General features: G+C 60.3%; 14 protein-coding genes. 3 read left to right on the forward strand and 11 right to left on the reverse strand.

Annotated features, from left to right (window positions below):
* From RT688_RS08660 to pncB, 3 genes are all read left to right on the forward strand, one after another.
* Nucleotides 1-1070: site-specific integrase (locus tag RT688_RS08660; RefSeq protein ID WP_313704451.1), on the forward strand; the 1070-nt coding region annotated here is incomplete at its 5' end.
* Between the two features lie 25 nt (nucleotides 1071-1095).
* Nucleotides 1096-3066 carry a hypothetical protein gene (locus tag RT688_RS08665; protein ID WP_313704452.1) on the forward strand — a complete coding sequence of 657 codons (1971 nt, stop codon included), beginning with the start codon at nucleotides 1096-1098 and terminating at the stop codon, nucleotides 3064-3066.
* Nucleotides 3067-3090: 24 nt separating this feature from the next.
* On the forward strand, nucleotides 3091-4281 hold the full coding sequence (pncB, locus tag RT688_RS08670; RefSeq protein WP_313704454.1) for a nicotinate phosphoribosyltransferase: 1191 nt from the start codon (nucleotides 3091-3093) through the stop codon (nucleotides 4279-4281).
* A 288-nt stretch (nucleotides 4282-4569) separates the two neighbouring features.
* Here the strand turns inward: pncB and RT688_RS08675 are convergent, their stop codons facing one another.
* The 11 genes from RT688_RS08675 to RT688_RS08725 form a co-directional block, all read right to left on the reverse strand.
* A complete protein-coding gene (locus tag RT688_RS08675) occupies nucleotides 4570-5586 on the reverse strand; it encodes an IS481 family transposase (RefSeq protein ID WP_313704456.1) in 1017 nt (338 codons plus the stop codon).
* Between the two features lie 139 nt (nucleotides 5587-5725).
* Entirely contained in the window at nucleotides 5726-6436 is a 711-nt protein-coding gene (locus tag RT688_RS08680) for a hypothetical protein (protein WP_313704457.1), read from the reverse strand.
* 379 nt (nucleotides 6437-6815) lie between these two features.
* Complete coding sequence (locus tag RT688_RS08685) at nucleotides 6816-7976, reverse strand: IS30 family transposase (RefSeq protein ID WP_313704458.1); 1161 nt, start codon at nucleotides 7974-7976, stop codon at nucleotides 6816-6818.
* Nucleotides 7977-8150: 174 nt separating this feature from the next.
* Nucleotides 8151-8468, reverse strand: coding sequence for a hypothetical protein (locus tag RT688_RS08690; protein WP_313704460.1), 318 nt, complete (start codon nucleotides 8466-8468; stop codon nucleotides 8151-8153).
* A gap of 201 nt (nucleotides 8469-8669) precedes the next feature.
* The gene (locus RT688_RS08695; RefSeq protein ID WP_313704461.1) at nucleotides 8670-10187 is read right to left on the reverse strand and encodes a hypothetical protein; all 1518 of its coding nucleotides are present in this window, start codon (nucleotides 10185-10187) and stop codon (nucleotides 8670-8672) included.
* The gene (locus tag RT688_RS08700) at nucleotides 10184-12175 is read right to left on the reverse strand and encodes a DUF4175 family protein (RefSeq protein WP_313704463.1); all 1992 of its coding nucleotides are present in this window, start codon (nucleotides 12173-12175) and stop codon (nucleotides 10184-10186) included. The genes RT688_RS08695 and RT688_RS08700 overlap by 4 nt, the downstream gene beginning before the upstream one ends.
* Nucleotides 12159-13139, reverse strand: coding sequence for a BatA domain-containing protein (locus RT688_RS08705; RefSeq protein WP_313704464.1), 981 nt, complete (start codon nucleotides 13137-13139; stop codon nucleotides 12159-12161). Before RT688_RS08705 ends, RT688_RS08700 begins: the two co-directional genes overlap by 17 nt.
* Entirely contained in the window at nucleotides 13136-14026 is an 891-nt protein-coding gene (locus RT688_RS08710) for a DUF58 domain-containing protein (RefSeq protein ID WP_313704465.1), read from the reverse strand. The genes RT688_RS08705 and RT688_RS08710 overlap by 4 nt, the downstream gene beginning before the upstream one ends.
* A gap of 1 nt (nucleotide 14027) precedes the next feature.
* A complete protein-coding gene (locus RT688_RS08715; protein WP_313704466.1) occupies nucleotides 14028-15032 on the reverse strand; it encodes a MoxR family ATPase in 1005 nt (334 codons plus the stop codon).
* Between the two features lie 3 nt (nucleotides 15033-15035).
* Nucleotides 15036-15656: a DUF4159 domain-containing protein gene (locus RT688_RS08720; protein WP_313704468.1), complete on the reverse strand. Its 621-nt coding sequence runs from the start codon at nucleotides 15654-15656 to the stop codon at nucleotides 15036-15038.
* 13 nt (nucleotides 15657-15669) lie between these two features.
* Nucleotides 15670-17007 carry a TldD/PmbA family protein gene (locus RT688_RS08725; RefSeq protein WP_313704470.1) on the reverse strand — a complete coding sequence of 446 codons (1338 nt, stop codon included), beginning with the start codon at nucleotides 17005-17007 and terminating at the stop codon, nucleotides 15670-15672.
* Between the last annotated feature and the right edge of the window lie 10 nt (nucleotides 17008-17017).

Genomic DNA, 17017 nt, shown 5'->3' on the forward strand with positions numbered 1-17017 from the left:
GTGAACTTCATTCGAGGGATTGGAGGACTCTTGATTACACAAACGGAATCCTAAAAGGCTATCAAGCTGCTCTCTCTGCAGGTACATTTTCCGCCTATCAACGCGGACTAGCCCCTAGCACAGCAAATGGGCGAGCTCAAGAAGCATGCAACTTTCTCGATTGGGCTTACATCCGGGGATTCAGACAAGAGTTTAGGGTTATCACAAAGACTGTGCCTCGTAACTCCTCGAATCCAGAATTATCTCATGGTCACCGGCGAGAATTGATTGAGGTTAGGGTAGGTGCTGTGCGCCCGAAACCTCAGTCTCTCCATATGCCATCAAAATCCGACGTGAGTAGATGGCTTGAAAGCGTAGGCATAGAAAAAGGATACACAAAATGTTTAATGACTGAGCTAATCTTAAGAGCAGCCATACGACGCGAGGAGGCAGTTCAGTGGCGTACGTTCACGTTACCCGAACCAGAAGATTGGATTGTTAAGGGAGGTGAAATTCCCGTTTTAATTGAATATGGAACCAAAGGCCCAAAACGTAGAAATGAGCGCGGTGACATTGTGGGACCACACCGCACAATCATGGTTCCGGTCGATTTAGCAAAGAAATTGCATGAATATCGGGAAACCAAACGTCTCAAGTTCTTCTCAATTTACGTCAAATCTGCAAAAACATCGCAGGAACGAGACGCCAGGCTCCAAAATAAACCCGAACAGCTTTTTCTTTCTGACTATACCGGACGGCCAATATCAGCCCAAACCTTATACGATGCCTGGACTGAAGCATCTAGACTGCCTTACGACGGGTGGTCTCCGCATCTGGGACGACATTACTGGGCATGTAACGAACTTCTAATAGAAGCTAAAAAACATTTGGACTTTCTGTCCAAGTATGACCGTTCACAAATTCCGCTGGATTGGATACGAGGGAATGTATGTGATGTGATAACTCTGCGCATACAGCCTCAACTTGGACACCTCGACAAAAAAACAACCGAAATGTATATCGCTTGGGCTGTGCAGCAGTATCGCACAGGCAGTATCGACGATGCTTTTGAACAAGCACTTGAACAATAGTAGACGAAATTAAGCTGAAAACACTATGGCAGAGCCATCACGCAAAAAAATTAAGGGGTTTGCCTCTCGCGCACCGACCTTACAGCTCGTACCTAATACCCGCACGGCGCCATCGTTGGTTTTGCATACGGACCACGTTAAGGGGTCTGTCGTTATCGATTTAACTGAGTTTGCTGAAGGCACAATAGATGCGTCGCGTCATCCTTTAATTCAGAACCGGTTCACTGGACGCCCTGAGCTCATTAAAGAGCTTGCCCCACATATCCACACAGTTATCGTTGACAAGCCTCCTAAGACTGCGTTAAATATCATTCCAATTTTACGCAAATGGTGGACTTTCTTTGATATATGGGAGAGTGAGCATACTGTTCGTATAGTTTCGAACATTGATGACTTTATTGGATTTAAGCAGTACCACGAAAAAGAATTAAGAGGAAATTACCGAACCGATTTTCTACGAGTAGTGAATCTTGCTCGCGACTCCATGGGGCTACCTGTACTCTACTGGCCAAGTGCTGATGAAGGCGGTGAACACAGGGAGTTGCCTCCATTTGAAGATATAAAGCTTATTTATCACGAGCTAAAACAAAACATGAAGAGCGTTGTTGCGAGGTGGGGCCATGCAGATTCGCTTGCGCGCATGGGCACGGATTGGTCTGGTGGGCTGGAGAAACGGCATAGCAAAATTCACGGCTATTGGTCTCCGGCAGAAACGCACGCCACATACCGCGGTGCCATTTCTCGACTCGGCTGTCCGTCGCCGGACAGAGTGCAGATGTGCGAGCTTCTGAAGCGCCCGGCTGCCCAAGCAGTTTTGCAAATGGTTGATGCGCTAGAAGGCCTTTATCCTCGGCAGAGAGATGCGCAGTATATTCTATATCTCTTTTTACTTCGAACTGGATGGAATGCCACTACGGCATTAGAAATAGATGTATCCACTTGCATTGCCTCCCACCCTACTTCGGAGGCTCATCATGTAGTCCGTTCAGTCAAAAACCGGGGCGTCACTGAACAGGTAGCAATCGGTCTTAATAAGTCGCAGCTCTCGCCGGGCAACATTCTTCGCTTATTAATAGACCGTACAAAACCGCTACGTGACTTTCTTGAAGTACAGCTCTCAGACGCCGAAGCAGCGTACCGGCTCAGCGGGAGCGAGTTGCTTCTTGCCGAGGTTAGGGAACTTCGCCAAATGGTCAAGACTCCCTGGCTCTACGTAACGCGTCAGGGTGAGATTCGCCGGCTCACAGACGCGAACTATCTAACTGTAACGGAAGGTAGTGTGAAAGGCTCTGGTCTACAACTCATAATTGCGAAGGCTAATCAATCACGCAAGGATAGCAAACTCATTGATGAAGAGATGACGGTAGGTGACTTCCGAGACGCGTACATCTCTTTCGCCTATGAGACTAGCGGGTATTCCTGGCTGGTTGCCAAGCTTGCTGCCGGACACAGCAGCATTGAGAGTTTGCGCTCTTACTTGGGAAAACGCCACTGGAAGGCGCACGGTGAGAAAATGGTCCACGCATGGGGCGAAGCGTTTTGGAGCGAAATCAAAATCCACCGTACTGTCGACCCGGCCATTCTCTTCGCTCGAGTGCAGCGCGGCGAAATTTCAGATGAGGAACGTGCACGTTGGGTCAAGCGCACGCATGTAGGCACTGGATGTGAAGACTCTAAGCGTCCACCCAAGTACATCGCACCCGAACATCAAGAGGATACCGACTGCCGGGTTCAGCGGTGTACGCTTTGTCACCACGCTATCCTGTTCGACCAAAGTTACGACCTGCTCGCGCGGCGCCAGGTCGAACTGGAGCACCTGCATACCTCCATTCCCCTGTTAGCATGGATGCAGTCGTCGTTCCCAATCGAGATGGAAAACATCGTCCGGGCACTGGAGCAGTATGATTCGGCAAAGGTGGCAGAACGTAAGCGATTCTGGGAAGAAGAGATTAAAGCTGGTCGCTACATTCCGGTGACCTTTGAAGGAACCTACTGATGCAAACAACGTTTAAGGAAAAAAGTGAAGCCAATCGTTCGTAGCCTGCTTGAAACCGATTTGTACAAGTTCACAATGTGGCAGGCTCTGTTGCACAGCCATCCAGGCGCCCAGGCAACGTACTTCTTTGTGTGCCGCTCCAAACCAAGCTTTCCCTTGGCCGACTTGGCTGAAGAAGTCAACCGTGAACTTGACCATTTGTGTACCTTGCGATTCACTGAAGATGAGCTTGAGTACCTGCGCAGTCTTCGCTTCATGAAGAGTGACTTTGTCGACTTCCTAACAATTTTCCAGTTTCAGCGCAAGTTCATCCAAGTGAGCACAGATGGCGAGAAGCTCGTCATCGAAGCGACGGGGCCTCAAGTTCACGTTATGGGGTTCGAAATTTTCACCTTGTACATCGTGAACGAGCTGTACTTCCGTCGCTATGACCATGACCAGTGTCATGCAGAAGGCCGAGTGAGGCTAGCGAACAAAATCCGGTTTATCAAGCGCGAGGTCGCGTCCATGACCGGCCGGCATCCGTTCGCCTTTTCAGATTTTGGAGTTCGGCGCCGATTCTCGGCAGAGCTTCACGATGAGGTCGTCGAAACCCTGATTCGCGAACTTCCGGAAAATTTTAAAGGCACCTCCAACGTCTATCTTGCAAAGCAGTACGGTATCCGACCGATTGGAACGATGGCACATGAATACCTTCAATCGTACCAGGCCTTTGGTGTTCGCCTTCGAGACTTCCAGCGGGCTGCTCTCGAAGGATGGGTACATGAGTTCCGGGGCGAACTAGGCACTGCACTGACCGATGTTGTCGGAATCGACGCATTTCTGGCTGATTTCGACCGCTACTTTGGCCTGCTCTACGATGGTTTGAGGGTGGATAGCGGGGACCCCATCGTCGTAGGGGAGAAAATTCTGGACCATTATGCGAAGTTGCGAATTGACCCGCACACGAAACGAATCACCTTCTCAGACGGACTGAACTTCGAGAAGGCTATCGAAATTCACAAACACTTCTGCGACCGCGTCCAGCCAGTCTTTGGCATTGGAACGAACTTGACGAACGATACGGGTGTCCCAGCACTTAACATCGTGATGAAGCTAGTCTCGTGCAACGGACAAGCGGTTGCGAAGATATCTGATACACCTGGAAAAGTATTGAACGTCGATGAAACGTTCCTGCGCTATCTCAGTCAAGTTTTCGGAAAGCCGCTGCAATAAATGAAAGTCGAAAGTCAGTCGGGAAAAGCGGCTCCTTCCCCTCAAGAGGTGGCTCTGATGAAAGCACGCGCACGTGTTTTCAAGGATGTCGGATTACGCGCGATACACACTATGGAGAAGGTGGAACTGCTTAAACTGCAGAACCAGCTGGGCCTTGGCTCTGAGTGGGGTTTCCTCCTGTTTCCTGAAGACTGGATGCCGAACGGGAGCCTCAAACAACCGTCTGCTCGGCGCATCGACTTGCGACGTCAGTTCAAAGGCCTAAACGTTAGCGCAGCAGACTTTGACTTAGCAGTCCGGACAGTGACTGCGGGAATACTTCTCTGTATAGCTGTCGAGTCCTGTTTGATCGTAAACGCGTTTAACGAATAATTCTGGCCGTTTTTGCTGCCATTCCTTGAGCGCCAAGATGGGCGTCTTTGCGTCGAGTGCACGCTGCGGAATGTGGTGGTTGTACAGCTTCAGATAGTTCATCAATGTGGCCTGCAGGTCGGCACGGCTGTCGAAGCGGGTCTGCTGCAACAGTTCGTTGATGCGGCCGTTGAAGCGTTCAACCATGCCGTTCGTCTGCGGGTGCCGCGGTGGCGCCAGGCGGTGCTCGGCAGGTAGTGCGGCGCAAGCTACGTCGAAGGCGTGCTGGCCGCTTGGCTTTTTGTCTTTGGTGGCGAAACGATCGGTAAATTGCGAGCCGTTGTCGGTCAGGATCTTGCTGATCTTGATCGGCGAGGCCAGCTTCAAGCGGCGCAGAAAATCGACGCTGCTCTTGTCGGTCATGTCGCCGTAGATGTGCATGAAGACCCAGCGCGTGGCGCGGTCGATGGCGACAAACAGGTAGCGGCGCGAGGTCTCGTCTGGCATCTGCGGCAGGTACTTGATGTCGATATGGATGAAGCCTGGCTCGTAGTCCTTGAAGGTCTTCTTGGGCGTGATGGTTTCCCCTTCGGCCTTTGGGATCACGTCCTCAAGACGCGACATACCTTCGCGCTTGAGCAGACGGGCGATGCCTGACCGGGAGACGTCTGGATTGATGTGCTGTCGCGTGACGAACAGCAGGTCGTCAAGGGGAAGATAGAGCGACTGGCGCAGTGCCAGGACGATGGCTTCCTGGGCTGCGCTCAAGGTCGTAGGCAGCGTATGGGCACGGTGCGAGCGGTCTTGCACGTCGTCCCGCTTGAGCCACTTCGCGGCAGTGGCGCGCGTGATGCCGAAAACCTTTGCTGCCTCGCGATCAGACAGGCCTGAATCCTTGATCTCCTGGCGGATTTTGGGGGTGGTGCGGGCTTGCGGGTGAATGCGTGAACTCATGCTGCCAACTGCTCCTGGTGCGATTGAATGCCGGGACTGCTGAACCCAGCAATCAAGTCGCCCAGCATAGCTTTTGCACGGAACAAAGGCCAGCTACGACGAGGAATATGATCGCACGAAACTAAACAGTTAGACGCTCTTAGTCTTCCATGCTTCGGTAGGTGCCTCGGATACGACCACTTAGCCACCCAAATGGGAACCGATGCATCTCTAGGCGAATCCGTTGTTCTTCGTCGAGGATAGCTATCTGGTACTTATAAACTTTCTCAGTTTGACTGAACATTTTCTGTGTTAGGAAAGCCCTGACCTGCTTCATGTTCATTCCCCGATGCCGGAGTAACTCGGCGGCCAGTTCCGCTGACACTCCTTCACGACCGTAGAAGCGTGAGATCGCGTTCGATATTTCCAATTCCATTAACTGGTCATCTGATCCTTTTAGGCGTCCCGGCAACCTCTGCGGAAGCAGCGTTTGCATGGCACTTTTTTGGCCTGCTAGCGAAGCAGCCGCGACTTGCTCAATGTCGTCAATGTCGTTTAGTTCGTAGAAGCCGCGAGTTCCGGTGCGCGCTCCCGCCACGAGGACGCGGACCGTGCTGAGCGTATCGGTCATCGGGATATCGGCGAGTGCTGGCTGGCGATGCAACTCGCGAGCCATCGTGTATATAGTCACAATGTCGTTTTCGTAGCTAGACCGTTCGGTATCGATAGCCAGGCGTCCGGTCGCCAATATCAGGGCAAGTATGGCGAAAAGCCGGAAACGCTTGCTCTTCCAGAGACTAACCCTTTGTGTTGGCGACTCTCCGGCCTCCTCCAGTTCCCAAGGCTCGTGGTAGTCTTTTGTGTGGTCCATAGCATTGGGCACAAACCTGATTGTGCGCTTTATTAATAGAACCACAATTATCTTGTGCGACGTGGTATTGCGCAACCGCAAGTTTCACAGCCTCGCTACCCATGAGTTTGTTGGACCTTGCGGCGACGAAGCTTTGCCAATTGCCCGTGAGGCGACTCTCTTCCCCCAAAAAAATTTAGACTCTGCAAAATCCGGGGCTGGGCGTGGGCCGTAAAGTTGAGCGCGCCTTCTCGGTCGCAGCAACCGTCAACCTGCTAGCGCTGTTGTCAGCGTGATTGAGCATGCTGAGTCAACGCGGCTGCTCTACGTTAACTAAATTCTGGACCAGCGAGAGGTCGACAAGTCAGCAGTTCCTTAAGGTCTGCTTTTGGCTGCGCATTCAATCGGTCGACGCAACACATTGGTGAAATCGTTGCGCGGGTGTTTCGTAGTTAAGCGTTTTCCTTGGACGCTCGTTTAGCAGCCTGGCTACCTCGTCCAGATTCTCCTGCGAGTATGTCGAAAGATCCAGTTCTTTTGGAAAATACTGACGGAGCAACCCGTTGGTATTTTCGTTTGACCCACGTTGCCAAGGCTGATGGGGATCGCAGAAGTAGACCTGGATATGGGTGTCCAAAGTGAATCGCTTGTGGTCAGCCATTTCCTTTCCGCGGTCCCACGTCAGTGATTTATAGAGCTCCTGTGGAAGTTTTCGGGCGTTCATGATGAGTGCATCGACGACCGACGCGGTGTCTTTGCCGGCGGTTTTCACAAGCATGACGTAGCGCGTTTGGCGCTCAACCAGAGTGGCAATCTGGCTGTTGTGACTACCAAAGAGCAGGTCGCCTTCCCAGTGCCCAGGCACCGCACGATCCTCAACAGTGGCAGGACGTTCGCTGATCGATACCGTCTCATTGATCCTGCCGTGGTCATCCGTCTTTTGCGTGTGATGGCGTGACCGGCGCATGTTCCTGCTGCGCCGCAAGTGCTCCAGCAATTCTTTTTTCAGGGCGCCCCGAGCCTGGATGTAGAGGCTACGGTAGATCGTTTCGTGCGACACGTGATAGTCCTCGTCACTCGCGTATGCCTGCTTTAGCCAGCCAGCGATTTGTTCTGGCGACCATTGAAGCTTGAGCTTGCCGGCGACGGTGTCGGCCAGCTTCCGATTCACTACGAGCTTACACGGCTTGGGACGTCGCGCCCGATCCCAGGCACGTTGGTCGGCCTGCGCTGCGCGGTAGCGCTCCAATCCATCGTTACGCTTGATCTCCCGGCTGACTGTCGATGGTGCTCGCCCAAGGGAAGCCGCGATGGCGCGGACCGATTTGCCGGCTACGACTGCACGCGATATTTCTTCGCGCTCAGCCAGCGTTAGCGCTAGTCGAGAACGGCATCGTTGGACTGGACGGATACCACCTGTTTCGGCCAGAATCCTCTCAACTGACGAGTGGTTGCGGTCGAACAGCTGGGCAATCTTTTGAAGCGAATCACCTTGCCGCCATCGCTCCCACATCAGCGCCTTCTGACTGTCCGAATAGTAAATCCGAGGTTTCCGCTTCATGTGAACACTCCTCCATACGTCTTAGAGTGTTGCGTTCACCAGTTGAATCCACGGCCGATAGCGGACAGAGGCTGCAGCATAGCATCTTGCCAGGTCGGAAAATCTCTCAGAGTGTCACGGACGTCCGCAACCGACCCATTGCGGACATTACTGCATCCGTCGCCAGTTGTTGAATCACGGCGAGTCTATGCCTGCGTATGAAATCTTGGCCCAGATAAGAACGACAGCAAGCAGCGCAGAAATCACTAAGCCGGCGATCCCAACCTTTGACAGGCGCTTTCGATGCGCATACCAAATCGACGCAGTAAAAGCGATGACACTCAACAACATGTATACGTTGACAGCTAGCTTGGCCCTTGCGTTGGCGTACTCGTAGCCGCATACGAATTCTTTGCCACCAGGCTCGATGAGTGCGCACCAATACGCGCTAGGAATGAGCTGAATTACCCCTAACCCCAAGATCGGTAACCATGCCAAAAGTGTGCGCTGCATCGGAATTCGTTACTCCAAGTAAAGTCGCTGATCGATGACCGCCTTAGTAACGGATTACCGACCTGTGGACGAGTTTGCATAGCTGAAACGTCAGCTTCAAATTTGACGTCAAGCGTCCGCTTCTGGCCGAGAACGGAAGTTCGCAACGATCATTTAAGCGTGCTGTTGCTCCTCACGCAACCCGAGTTTTTTCCCGAGCCCTCAACGCCGCTCCCGCCACCAAAGGCACAGCACCGCAAGCGCGAACACGACGGCAAATGGCCAGCCCGGCAGCGTGCGCTGATTCTGACTAGCAGGCGCCAAGGTGCGCGCCGAATAACGCGCCGTCGCATCACGCCGCTCGGCCGCCTGCCACAGCGGCCAGTCGCCCGGTGCATAAACGTACACCTGGCCGACAGCCGGCTTCGCCCCCTGCGTCTCCATGCGCAGCCAGCCGGCCTGGCGCGGCCACACGGCCACGCAGGATGCATCGACCCGGTCGCTGCGACGCCGCCACTCCAGGGTCTGGTTCAGGCCCGGGAAATGCACCTTGCCCTGCACGCCCTGGGCACAGATTTCAACGCGCTGTCCCGGCAACGGCATCTCTTCCGGCGCGAGCCAATTGATCTCTTCGATGCGCTGCACGCCGAGCGTATCGAGCACGCCCTGCCACCACAGCGCCAGCGCGCGCGGTTCCTTGATCGCCTGGCGGTGCCAGTCGGCGGCGCCGAGCCAGCCGATGCGGCCCTGGCCCCACTGGCGCGACCACACCGCGTCGCGGCCAGCCCAGGCGCCGGCTTGCGCCGCGGCCGGGTTCAGGGGCGCGGCCGTCAAGGCCAGCGAGCCGATGGTGGCGTCGGCAGCCTGCGGGCGCAGGGCCAGCTGCACGGAGCGCGACCAGACGGCGCTGTCGTTGGCGTTCCCGCCCAGTACCAGCAGTGCGGCGCCCTGCTTGACCTGTTCGAGCAGGGCGCTGCGGGTGGCGCCGGATGCGCGTTCGAACCATGCCGCGTCGATCACCAGCAAATCGGGCTTGTCCATCTTTTCGCGCGCGGTCTCGCTGCGGGTGACGGTTTTACCGAGCGTGACCTGCCAGTCGATGACGGCGCGGCTGCCGGCCAGCAGCTCGTTCAGCACGCGCACATCAAACGAAGGCGCGCTGAAGCGGCCACGCACCTGCAGCGGCGGGGTTTCCTCGACCACAACCGGGACCGGTCCCTCGGCCAGCAGCTTGTCCTTGCCGTCGAGCAGGCGCGCCTTCAGTTCCAATGTCTCGGCCAGCGGCGGCAGCCACTGGACCGTCAGGTCGCCGTCGCCGCGCACCTCGGCCAGCACCTGGCCGTTTTCCGCCAGCAGCTGGAGGCGCGCCGGCGCCTGGTCGCTGCGCTGGACCGTGAGCGTGAACATGCGGCCCAGCGCCAGGCGGCGCGGGAAATCCAGGCGCAGCGTGTTCGAGGCCGGCACCTTCCAATCGAGCGGACGCGCCGGCAAATCCTGCCACTGGGCGGCGCGCAGGCCGTCGCCAGCGAGGGTGAGCGCACGCACGCCGTCCAGCGTCGCCGGCGGCCGGGCCGGGTCGATCGCCAGCGTGGTCCCGAGCTCGCCCGGCAGCTTCCAGCCGCTGACGAGCAGGAACAGCGCCGCGGTGGCGGCCAGCACCAGCAGCGCATCGAACCAGCGCCGGCGCCACAGGTAGATCAGCAGGCTGGCCGCGCCGATGATGACGATGGCGATGCTCATGGCTTGTCTCCTTCGCCCCAGGCGCGGGTGAACGGCGTTTGCGCCACCGGTTTCGCCTGCAAGATGACCGGCGCTTGCGCAATGCCGGCGCGCAGCCAGGCGCGCAGGACCGGGCGGCAGCGCAGGCAACCATCAAGCACATCCTGGATCGCGCGCTGGGCGGCCAGGCGCTGTTCATCGTCACCCAGGCGCTCACGCACCCAGTCGTGGGCGGTGCGCGTCCACAGCGCCGGCAGCGGGCCCTCCTGCGACAGCGCCTGCACCAGTTCGCGCAGCGGCAGCGGGATCGCATCCTGTGCCTCTCCCTGCTCGCGCCGGTAGCTGGCCGCGCCCACCACGTCGCCCGTCATGCGGATCTCTTCCTTGATCGGCGGCGGCACGAAGGCCGTCTTGTGCAGATAGATGCGGTCGGCCTGCTGCAGTTCCTTGATCGCCTCCAAAGCCTTGTGCTCGGGCGCCAGCGCGGTTTTCGGGTTGATGGCGCGCAGCGCCTTTTCGGCGTCCCACATCGCCACCAGCGCGCGGCGCAGGATTTTTTTCGTGCCTTCGTCGTAGAGCGTGGCGTTCTCGGCCTCGTCGTGGGCGTGGCCGAACTGGTGCAGCACGTCCATCTCGCCGCTTGATGCGCCGTGATCGTCGTGGTCGTCATGTTCTTCCTCGCCGCCGAACAGGGTCGATTCCTCGCCCAGGAACTGGCCATAGCGGCGGCGCAGCTGGCCCTGGTCGGCGGCGATCGCTTCGCTGCGTTCGCGCATCTCGGCCTGGCCCATCCGGGTCGAGCGCATGTCGGCGATCAGCTGCTCGGTGTCGATGATGATCTGGCGCTGGCTGCGCAGGCTCTGGGGTTTGACCAGTACCGGCATCGCCGAGGTGACTTCCTCGTCTTCCTGCTCCGGCGCCGGCAGGTGCAGCGTGTAGGTCGGCGACTGCACCGTGTGCGGCTTCGCGGCGTTGTCGATGGCGCGCACGAAGAAATACAGTTCGTCGCCCGGCTCCATGCCCAGCTCGGCCAGGGTCCACTTCTTGGCCCAGTTGCGCACGCGCGGGTCGGCGGAGCTTGGTATCGGCATCTCGCGGTCGGTAAATTTGATGTTCTCGCCGCTGCCGCGCGCCAGCGTCAGGTGCAGGGTGGCGCGGCGCACGGCGTAGTCGTCGCGCACGGAGATCGCCATGGCGGCCGACTGCGCGTCAAGCTTGAGTTCCTGGATCATCTGGGTCGGCCGGGTAATCGTGATGAGCGGCGCCGCGTCGGGCGTTACCTTCAGCGTGTAGCGCGCGCCGCGCCAGCGCCAGAACAGCGATTCGGTGGCACTCAAGCTCGCACACTTCGCGCCGACGTTCAGCGTGCGGCCGTCGCTCAGCTCGAGAATGGTTTCGCCGGCCTCGGGATGCTTCAGGCACCAGGCGACCGCGCTTCCTTCCGGCAGTTCGAGATGGCGCGGCGCGCCGGTCGAGCGCGCTACGCCGGTGTAGGCGGGCGGCGTGGCGGTGACGACGAGTTCCGGCACCACGGCGGCGGACGTGGCCTGTGCCGGCGCCTTCGGCGCCGCCTGCTGCGAAGCCGCCGGCTGCTGGCCGACGAACCAGACGACAAAGGCAAAGACCAGCCAGGGCGCGAGCCAGCTCAGGCCCAGGTCGACATGCCGGCGCACGATGGCGCGCACGGTTTTCTTGTCGAGGCTGGCGTCGATGCGCGCCAGCAGGCGGCTGCGCTGCATCCTCGCGATCGCAGTCTCGGCCTCGGCATCGACCAGCAGGGCCGCGCTGTCCTCCAGTTCGGGCAAGGCGGCGTCCAGCCAGCCGATCCAGCCGCGGTTGACGCGCTGGCGCAGGCGCGCGCCGTCCCACATGCACCAGGCGACCCAGGCCAGCACGCCGGGCAGCAGGCGCAGCGACAGCCAGGGCAAGGCGCCCAGCACCCACAGCGGCAGGCGCCACAGCACGGCGGCGCGCCACAGGCGCTGCGCGATGTCAGCGTCGGCGTGCATGGGTCAGGATCCTTTCGAGTGCAAACAAGGCGATCAGCGCCAGCATCAGGAAGTCGCGCACGGCGCCGCCGGCATGTTCGGCGGCAGGCACTTTCGACGGCGCGAAGGTGAATGACGGCGCGGTATGGGCGACCGGGGCATAGTGCAGGCGGCGCCAGCTTTCCAGCAAACGGCGCGCGGCGGCCGGGTCGGCCGGCGGCCAGGCGCTGGACGTCCACACGCGGCCGCGTGCGCTGTCGGCGTAGCGGATGCCGTCGACGGCCTTTGCCTGCGCCAGTTCCGGGAAGGCGCCGGCATCAAGCACCCACCACAGCGGCGCGCGCAGGGACGCCGGCGGCGCTTCAGGCTTGTTCCAGACGATCAGTTCGGTCTTCGCAGTGGGCGCATCCTCGAGCACCACACGCACCGGGCCGGTCAATGCGGCGAACATGCGGCGCCACGGCTCCGCCTTGCCGACGATGGCGACGCGCACCTCGCTCGGCGTGGCCGGCCTGGCCAGCGTGCGCAGTTCGACCGGGTGAATGAATTGCGGCAGCGCCGCCGGCATCGGAATATCGCCCAGCACCAGCAGACGCGCGTCCCGCTTCCATTCGCGCTCGTGCGCGCGGATCCAGGCCAGCGCGTCGCCGCCCGGCAGCGGCAGGCGCGCCGCCTCGGCAAAACCGGCTTCCTTGACCTGACGCTCGACCCACTGCGGGTCGGTCCCTTCGGCGACGACGACCGTGTTGCCGCGCCACGGCAGCACCGGGTCCGCCAGCCAGGCGATCAGGCAGGCCAGCAGCAGGCAGCGCAGGATCAGCAGCACGACGTCCTTCCAACGCCAGACGCGCATCTGGCGTGGCTCGGTGCGCGGCAGGAAGCGCGCGCTCGCCAAGGGTTCGGCCGCAACCTGGACGCGCTTCTTCCTGTGCCACCAGATCGGCAGCAGCAGGGTCGGCAAGGCGAACCACCATAAACTGTTCATCGCCGCCCCGCCTGTCGCAGCAGTTGGCGCAATACCTCGCCGGGCGCCTGCTCGATCCGTGCGGCCACGAACGGCACATCATTGGCGCGGCAGGCCGCCGTCACCGCCGCGAAATGCTGTTCGCGGTTGCGCAGGTAACCCTCGCGCAGGTCGGCGCCGAAGCGGAACACGCCGGCATCCTGCTCGGGGTCGCGATAGGCCGGATCGGTGTCGAAACCGCCCGTGCACTCGGCCTCGGTCTGCAGGCAGGCCGGGCGCACGTCGTGGCGCATGTGGCGCAGGCGCACCAATGCTTCCGACAGCGGCGAAGGAAAATCGAGGAAATCGCTGGCGGCAAACACCAGCGCCGGCGACTGCGCGAAACGCAGGCTCGCCTTCAGGGCGGCCGCGTCGGGCAGCTCGCCCTCGGCCTTTGCCGCGTTCAGTCTGGCCAGCACGCGCTGGAGCTGGCGCGGCCCGCGCGCGGCGGGTACCAGGTGAGCGCGTCCACCGGACAGAACGACCAGCCCGAAGGCGTCGCCCTGGCGCTGGGCGATCGCCGCCACGCAGCCGAGCAGCGTGCGCGCGTAGGCCAGCTTGTCCAGGCCGGGAATGCTGCGGCTCGGCTCCATCATCGAGGCGCTGGCGTCCAGCACCAGCCAGACGGCGACGTGGCTGTCGCGCTCGGCCTCGCGCACGTAGTAACGGTCGGCGCGCGCCAGCAGCTTCCAGTCGACGCGGCGCCACTCGTCGCCCGGCGCATAGGCCCGGTACTCGGAGAACTCGACGCCGGCGCCGCGTTCGCGGCCGGCGTGGATGCCCTGCCCCAGGCCCGCCAGCACGTGGCGGATCACGAGGTCGAGGTCGGTCGTGTGCGCGATCAGCGCCGAGCCAGCCAATTCCGCCAATTCAGTCGACCTTGATCTCGTTGCGCAGGGATTGCAGGATGTCGGTCATCGCCACGCCGTCGGCTTCGGCTTCGAAGTTGCGCAGCACGCGGTGCGCCAGCACCGGCAGCAGCATGGCCCCGATGTCCTCGCGGGTGACCGCCAGGCGGCCCTGCATCAGGGCGCGCGCTTTCGATGCCAGCACCAGCGCCTGGCCGGCGCGCGGGCCCGCGCCCCAGCCGACGTGCTTCTTGACCGCGGCGACAGTCGTTTCCTGCGGCCGGGTGGCGCGCACCAGGCGCGTGGCGTAGCGCACCAGGTGGTCGCCGATCTCGATGTCGCGCACCAGCTGCTGCAGGCGCAGCAGCGAAGCCAGGTCCATCGCCGGTTCGGCGTCCTGCAGGCCGGCATGGGTGGTCTTTGCCACCATCATGACCTCTTCGTCCTCGGTCGGGTAGCCGACGTCGATGCGCAGCAGGAAGCGGTCGAGCTGGGCCTCCGGCAGCGGATAGGTGCCGGCCTGCTCGATCGGGTTCTGGGTCGCCAGCACGAAGAACGGCCGCGGCAGTTTGTGCGTCTGGCCGGCGAAGGTGACCGAGCGCTCCTGCATCGCTTCGAGCAGCGCCGATTGGGTCTTGGGCGGAGCGCGGTTGATCTCGTCGGCCAGCAGCACCTGGGTGAACACCGGACCCGGCTGGAAGCGGAAGGAACGCTGGCGCGTGGCCTGGTCCTCTTCCAGGATCTCGGTACCGACGATATCCGAGGGCATCAGGTCGGGTGTGAACTGCACCCGGCGGAACTGCATGTCAGTGGCTTGGGCCAGGGACTTCACCAGCAGGGTTTTACCCAATCCCGGCACGCCTTCGACCAGGGCGTGCCCGCCGGCCAGCAGGCAGGTGACGAGCAGCTCGACCACCTCTTCCTGGCCGATGATCACCCGGCCCATGCTGGCCTTCAGGGCCGCCGTCTTCGCGACCAGCTCGGCCACTTCCGCTTCATTCCACGCTACTACATCCTGTTCAGCCACCGCTCAAGCTCCCAACGCATATTGAATGATGTTCACCGCAAAGCGGGTATTGTCGACCGCGAGGAAGCGCTTATTCCGGAAGTCGTAGTCCCACTCGCAGCCATAGTCTTTGTTCGAGTACAGCACGCGCACGCGCCCGCCGATCTCGATCGCCTTCAGGTATTCGTGCACCAGGTCGTCGCCCCAGCCGTTCAGCTCCACCGAGGTGTTCGGCGGACCGTCGAACTTGAAGAAGCTGGAATAGACCGGATGGTTGTTCGGTATCTTCTTCAAGGCCGCGGGACCGAAGATCTTCGCCATCTCGGCTTCAAAGCTCTTGGCGAACAGGCCGTCGATGTCGTGGTTGCAGTCGTCCACGAACACGAAGCCGCCGCCCTTCACGTAGCGCTCGAAGTTCCTGCGCTCGCTTGGTGTGAACTGCACCAGCTTATGCCCCGCCAGGTAGCAGAACGGGGCTTCGAGCATCTTCGGGTCGCTCAAGGCGACCATCCGCTCGGCCGGGTCCACCTTCAGGGTGGTGTACTCGACCAGCGAATTGAGCACGTTGCTGGGCATGCGGATGTCCACGTCCCAGTCGCCCGATTCGTAGATCAGGCGCGTGAAGTAAAAGTCGTACCGGGCCATCGCTAGATCGCCATCACACCGCGTCGGACAGCGAGGTGAAATTGAAGTCGCGGACCTTCATCGGCGGCAGCACCATCTGGTACGGCACCTCGTCCGGCGCGATCACCTCGGCCTTGCCCAGTTCCTCGACGTTGTTGAGGAGGGTGACCGGGCTCTCGTTGAAGCGGAAGTTCTTGATCGGGTACTTGATCTTGCCGTTCTCGACGTAGAAGGTGCCGTCGCGGGTCAGGCCCGTGATCAGGAGCGACTGCGGATCGACCATGCGGATGTACCAGGTGCGGGTGACGACCACGCCCTTCTTGGTCGATTCGATCAGTTCCTCGAGCGACTTGGTGCCGCCGGCCATGATCATGTTGCCGTGGCCCGCGGTCGGCGCCACGCCCTTCTTCTGCGCCCAGTAGCGCGAATACTCGAGCGAGGCGATGCGGCCGTTCTTGATGATGTCGGTGCGCTGGCGCGCGAGGCCCGACTGGCCGTCCCAGGGCATCACCGGCACGTCCGGATTCCACGGATCGGCCCAGACGTTGATGCGCTCGTCGAACAGCTTGTCGCCCAGGCGGTTCTTGCCGCCGGCCTTGGTGAGGAAACTGCGGCCTTCGTCGGCGTCGCGCGCATCGAAAGCGCTGAACATATTGCCCAGCAATTCGGAGGTCGCGGCCGGCTCCAGGATCACGGTATAGCGGCCCGGCTCCAGCGCCTTTGCATCGACCGAGCGCAGCGCTTTTTCGATGGCCACGCCGACCGCCTCGCGCGCGTCGAAGCGGCGCGCGTCGACCGCCGCGCGGCTCACCCAGCCCGAACCGCGGCCGTCTTCGGTGCGCGCGGTGCAGGTGTAAGTCAGGTCGGTGAGTTCCTGGAAGCCGAACACGCCGTTCGAGTTGGCGATCGCATTGAAGCGCGTGCTGTCGTTGAAGAAGCCGGCCGTGACCAGGCCCGCCTTCTTCGCCGCCTCGATGCTGTAGGCGGCAACCTGGGCGCGAAACTCCGGATCGATGTCGGCCGTCGAGCGGACAAAGGTCGGCGTGGGCTTGTACTGCTGCTTGCCGACCGCCGGCATGAACTCCGGGTTCTCGGGCGCCAGGCGCGCCAGTTCCTCGGCGCGGCGCACGGCTTTTTCAAGCGACTTGTCGTCGAACTCGTTGAGTTGGGCGATGCCCGATTTCTTGCCGAAGGCGACCTGCACGGTCAGCCGCATGTCTTCGTTCAGGCCGGCGGTCGAGATGCTGTTGCGCGCAAAGCGCACGTTGCCCTCGCGCGAACCGTGGATCGTGACGCTGCACTCGTCGGCCTTCGAGAACCCGATGACACGGTCGCAGATGCGTTTTGCTTCTTCCTGGTTCAGCTGTTTCATCGTTTCTCTC

Origin of the sequence: Massilia sp. (assembly GCF_032106685.1) — a bacterium.
Classification (GTDB): domain Bacteria; phylum Pseudomonadota; class Gammaproteobacteria; order Burkholderiales; family Burkholderiaceae_D; genus Telluria.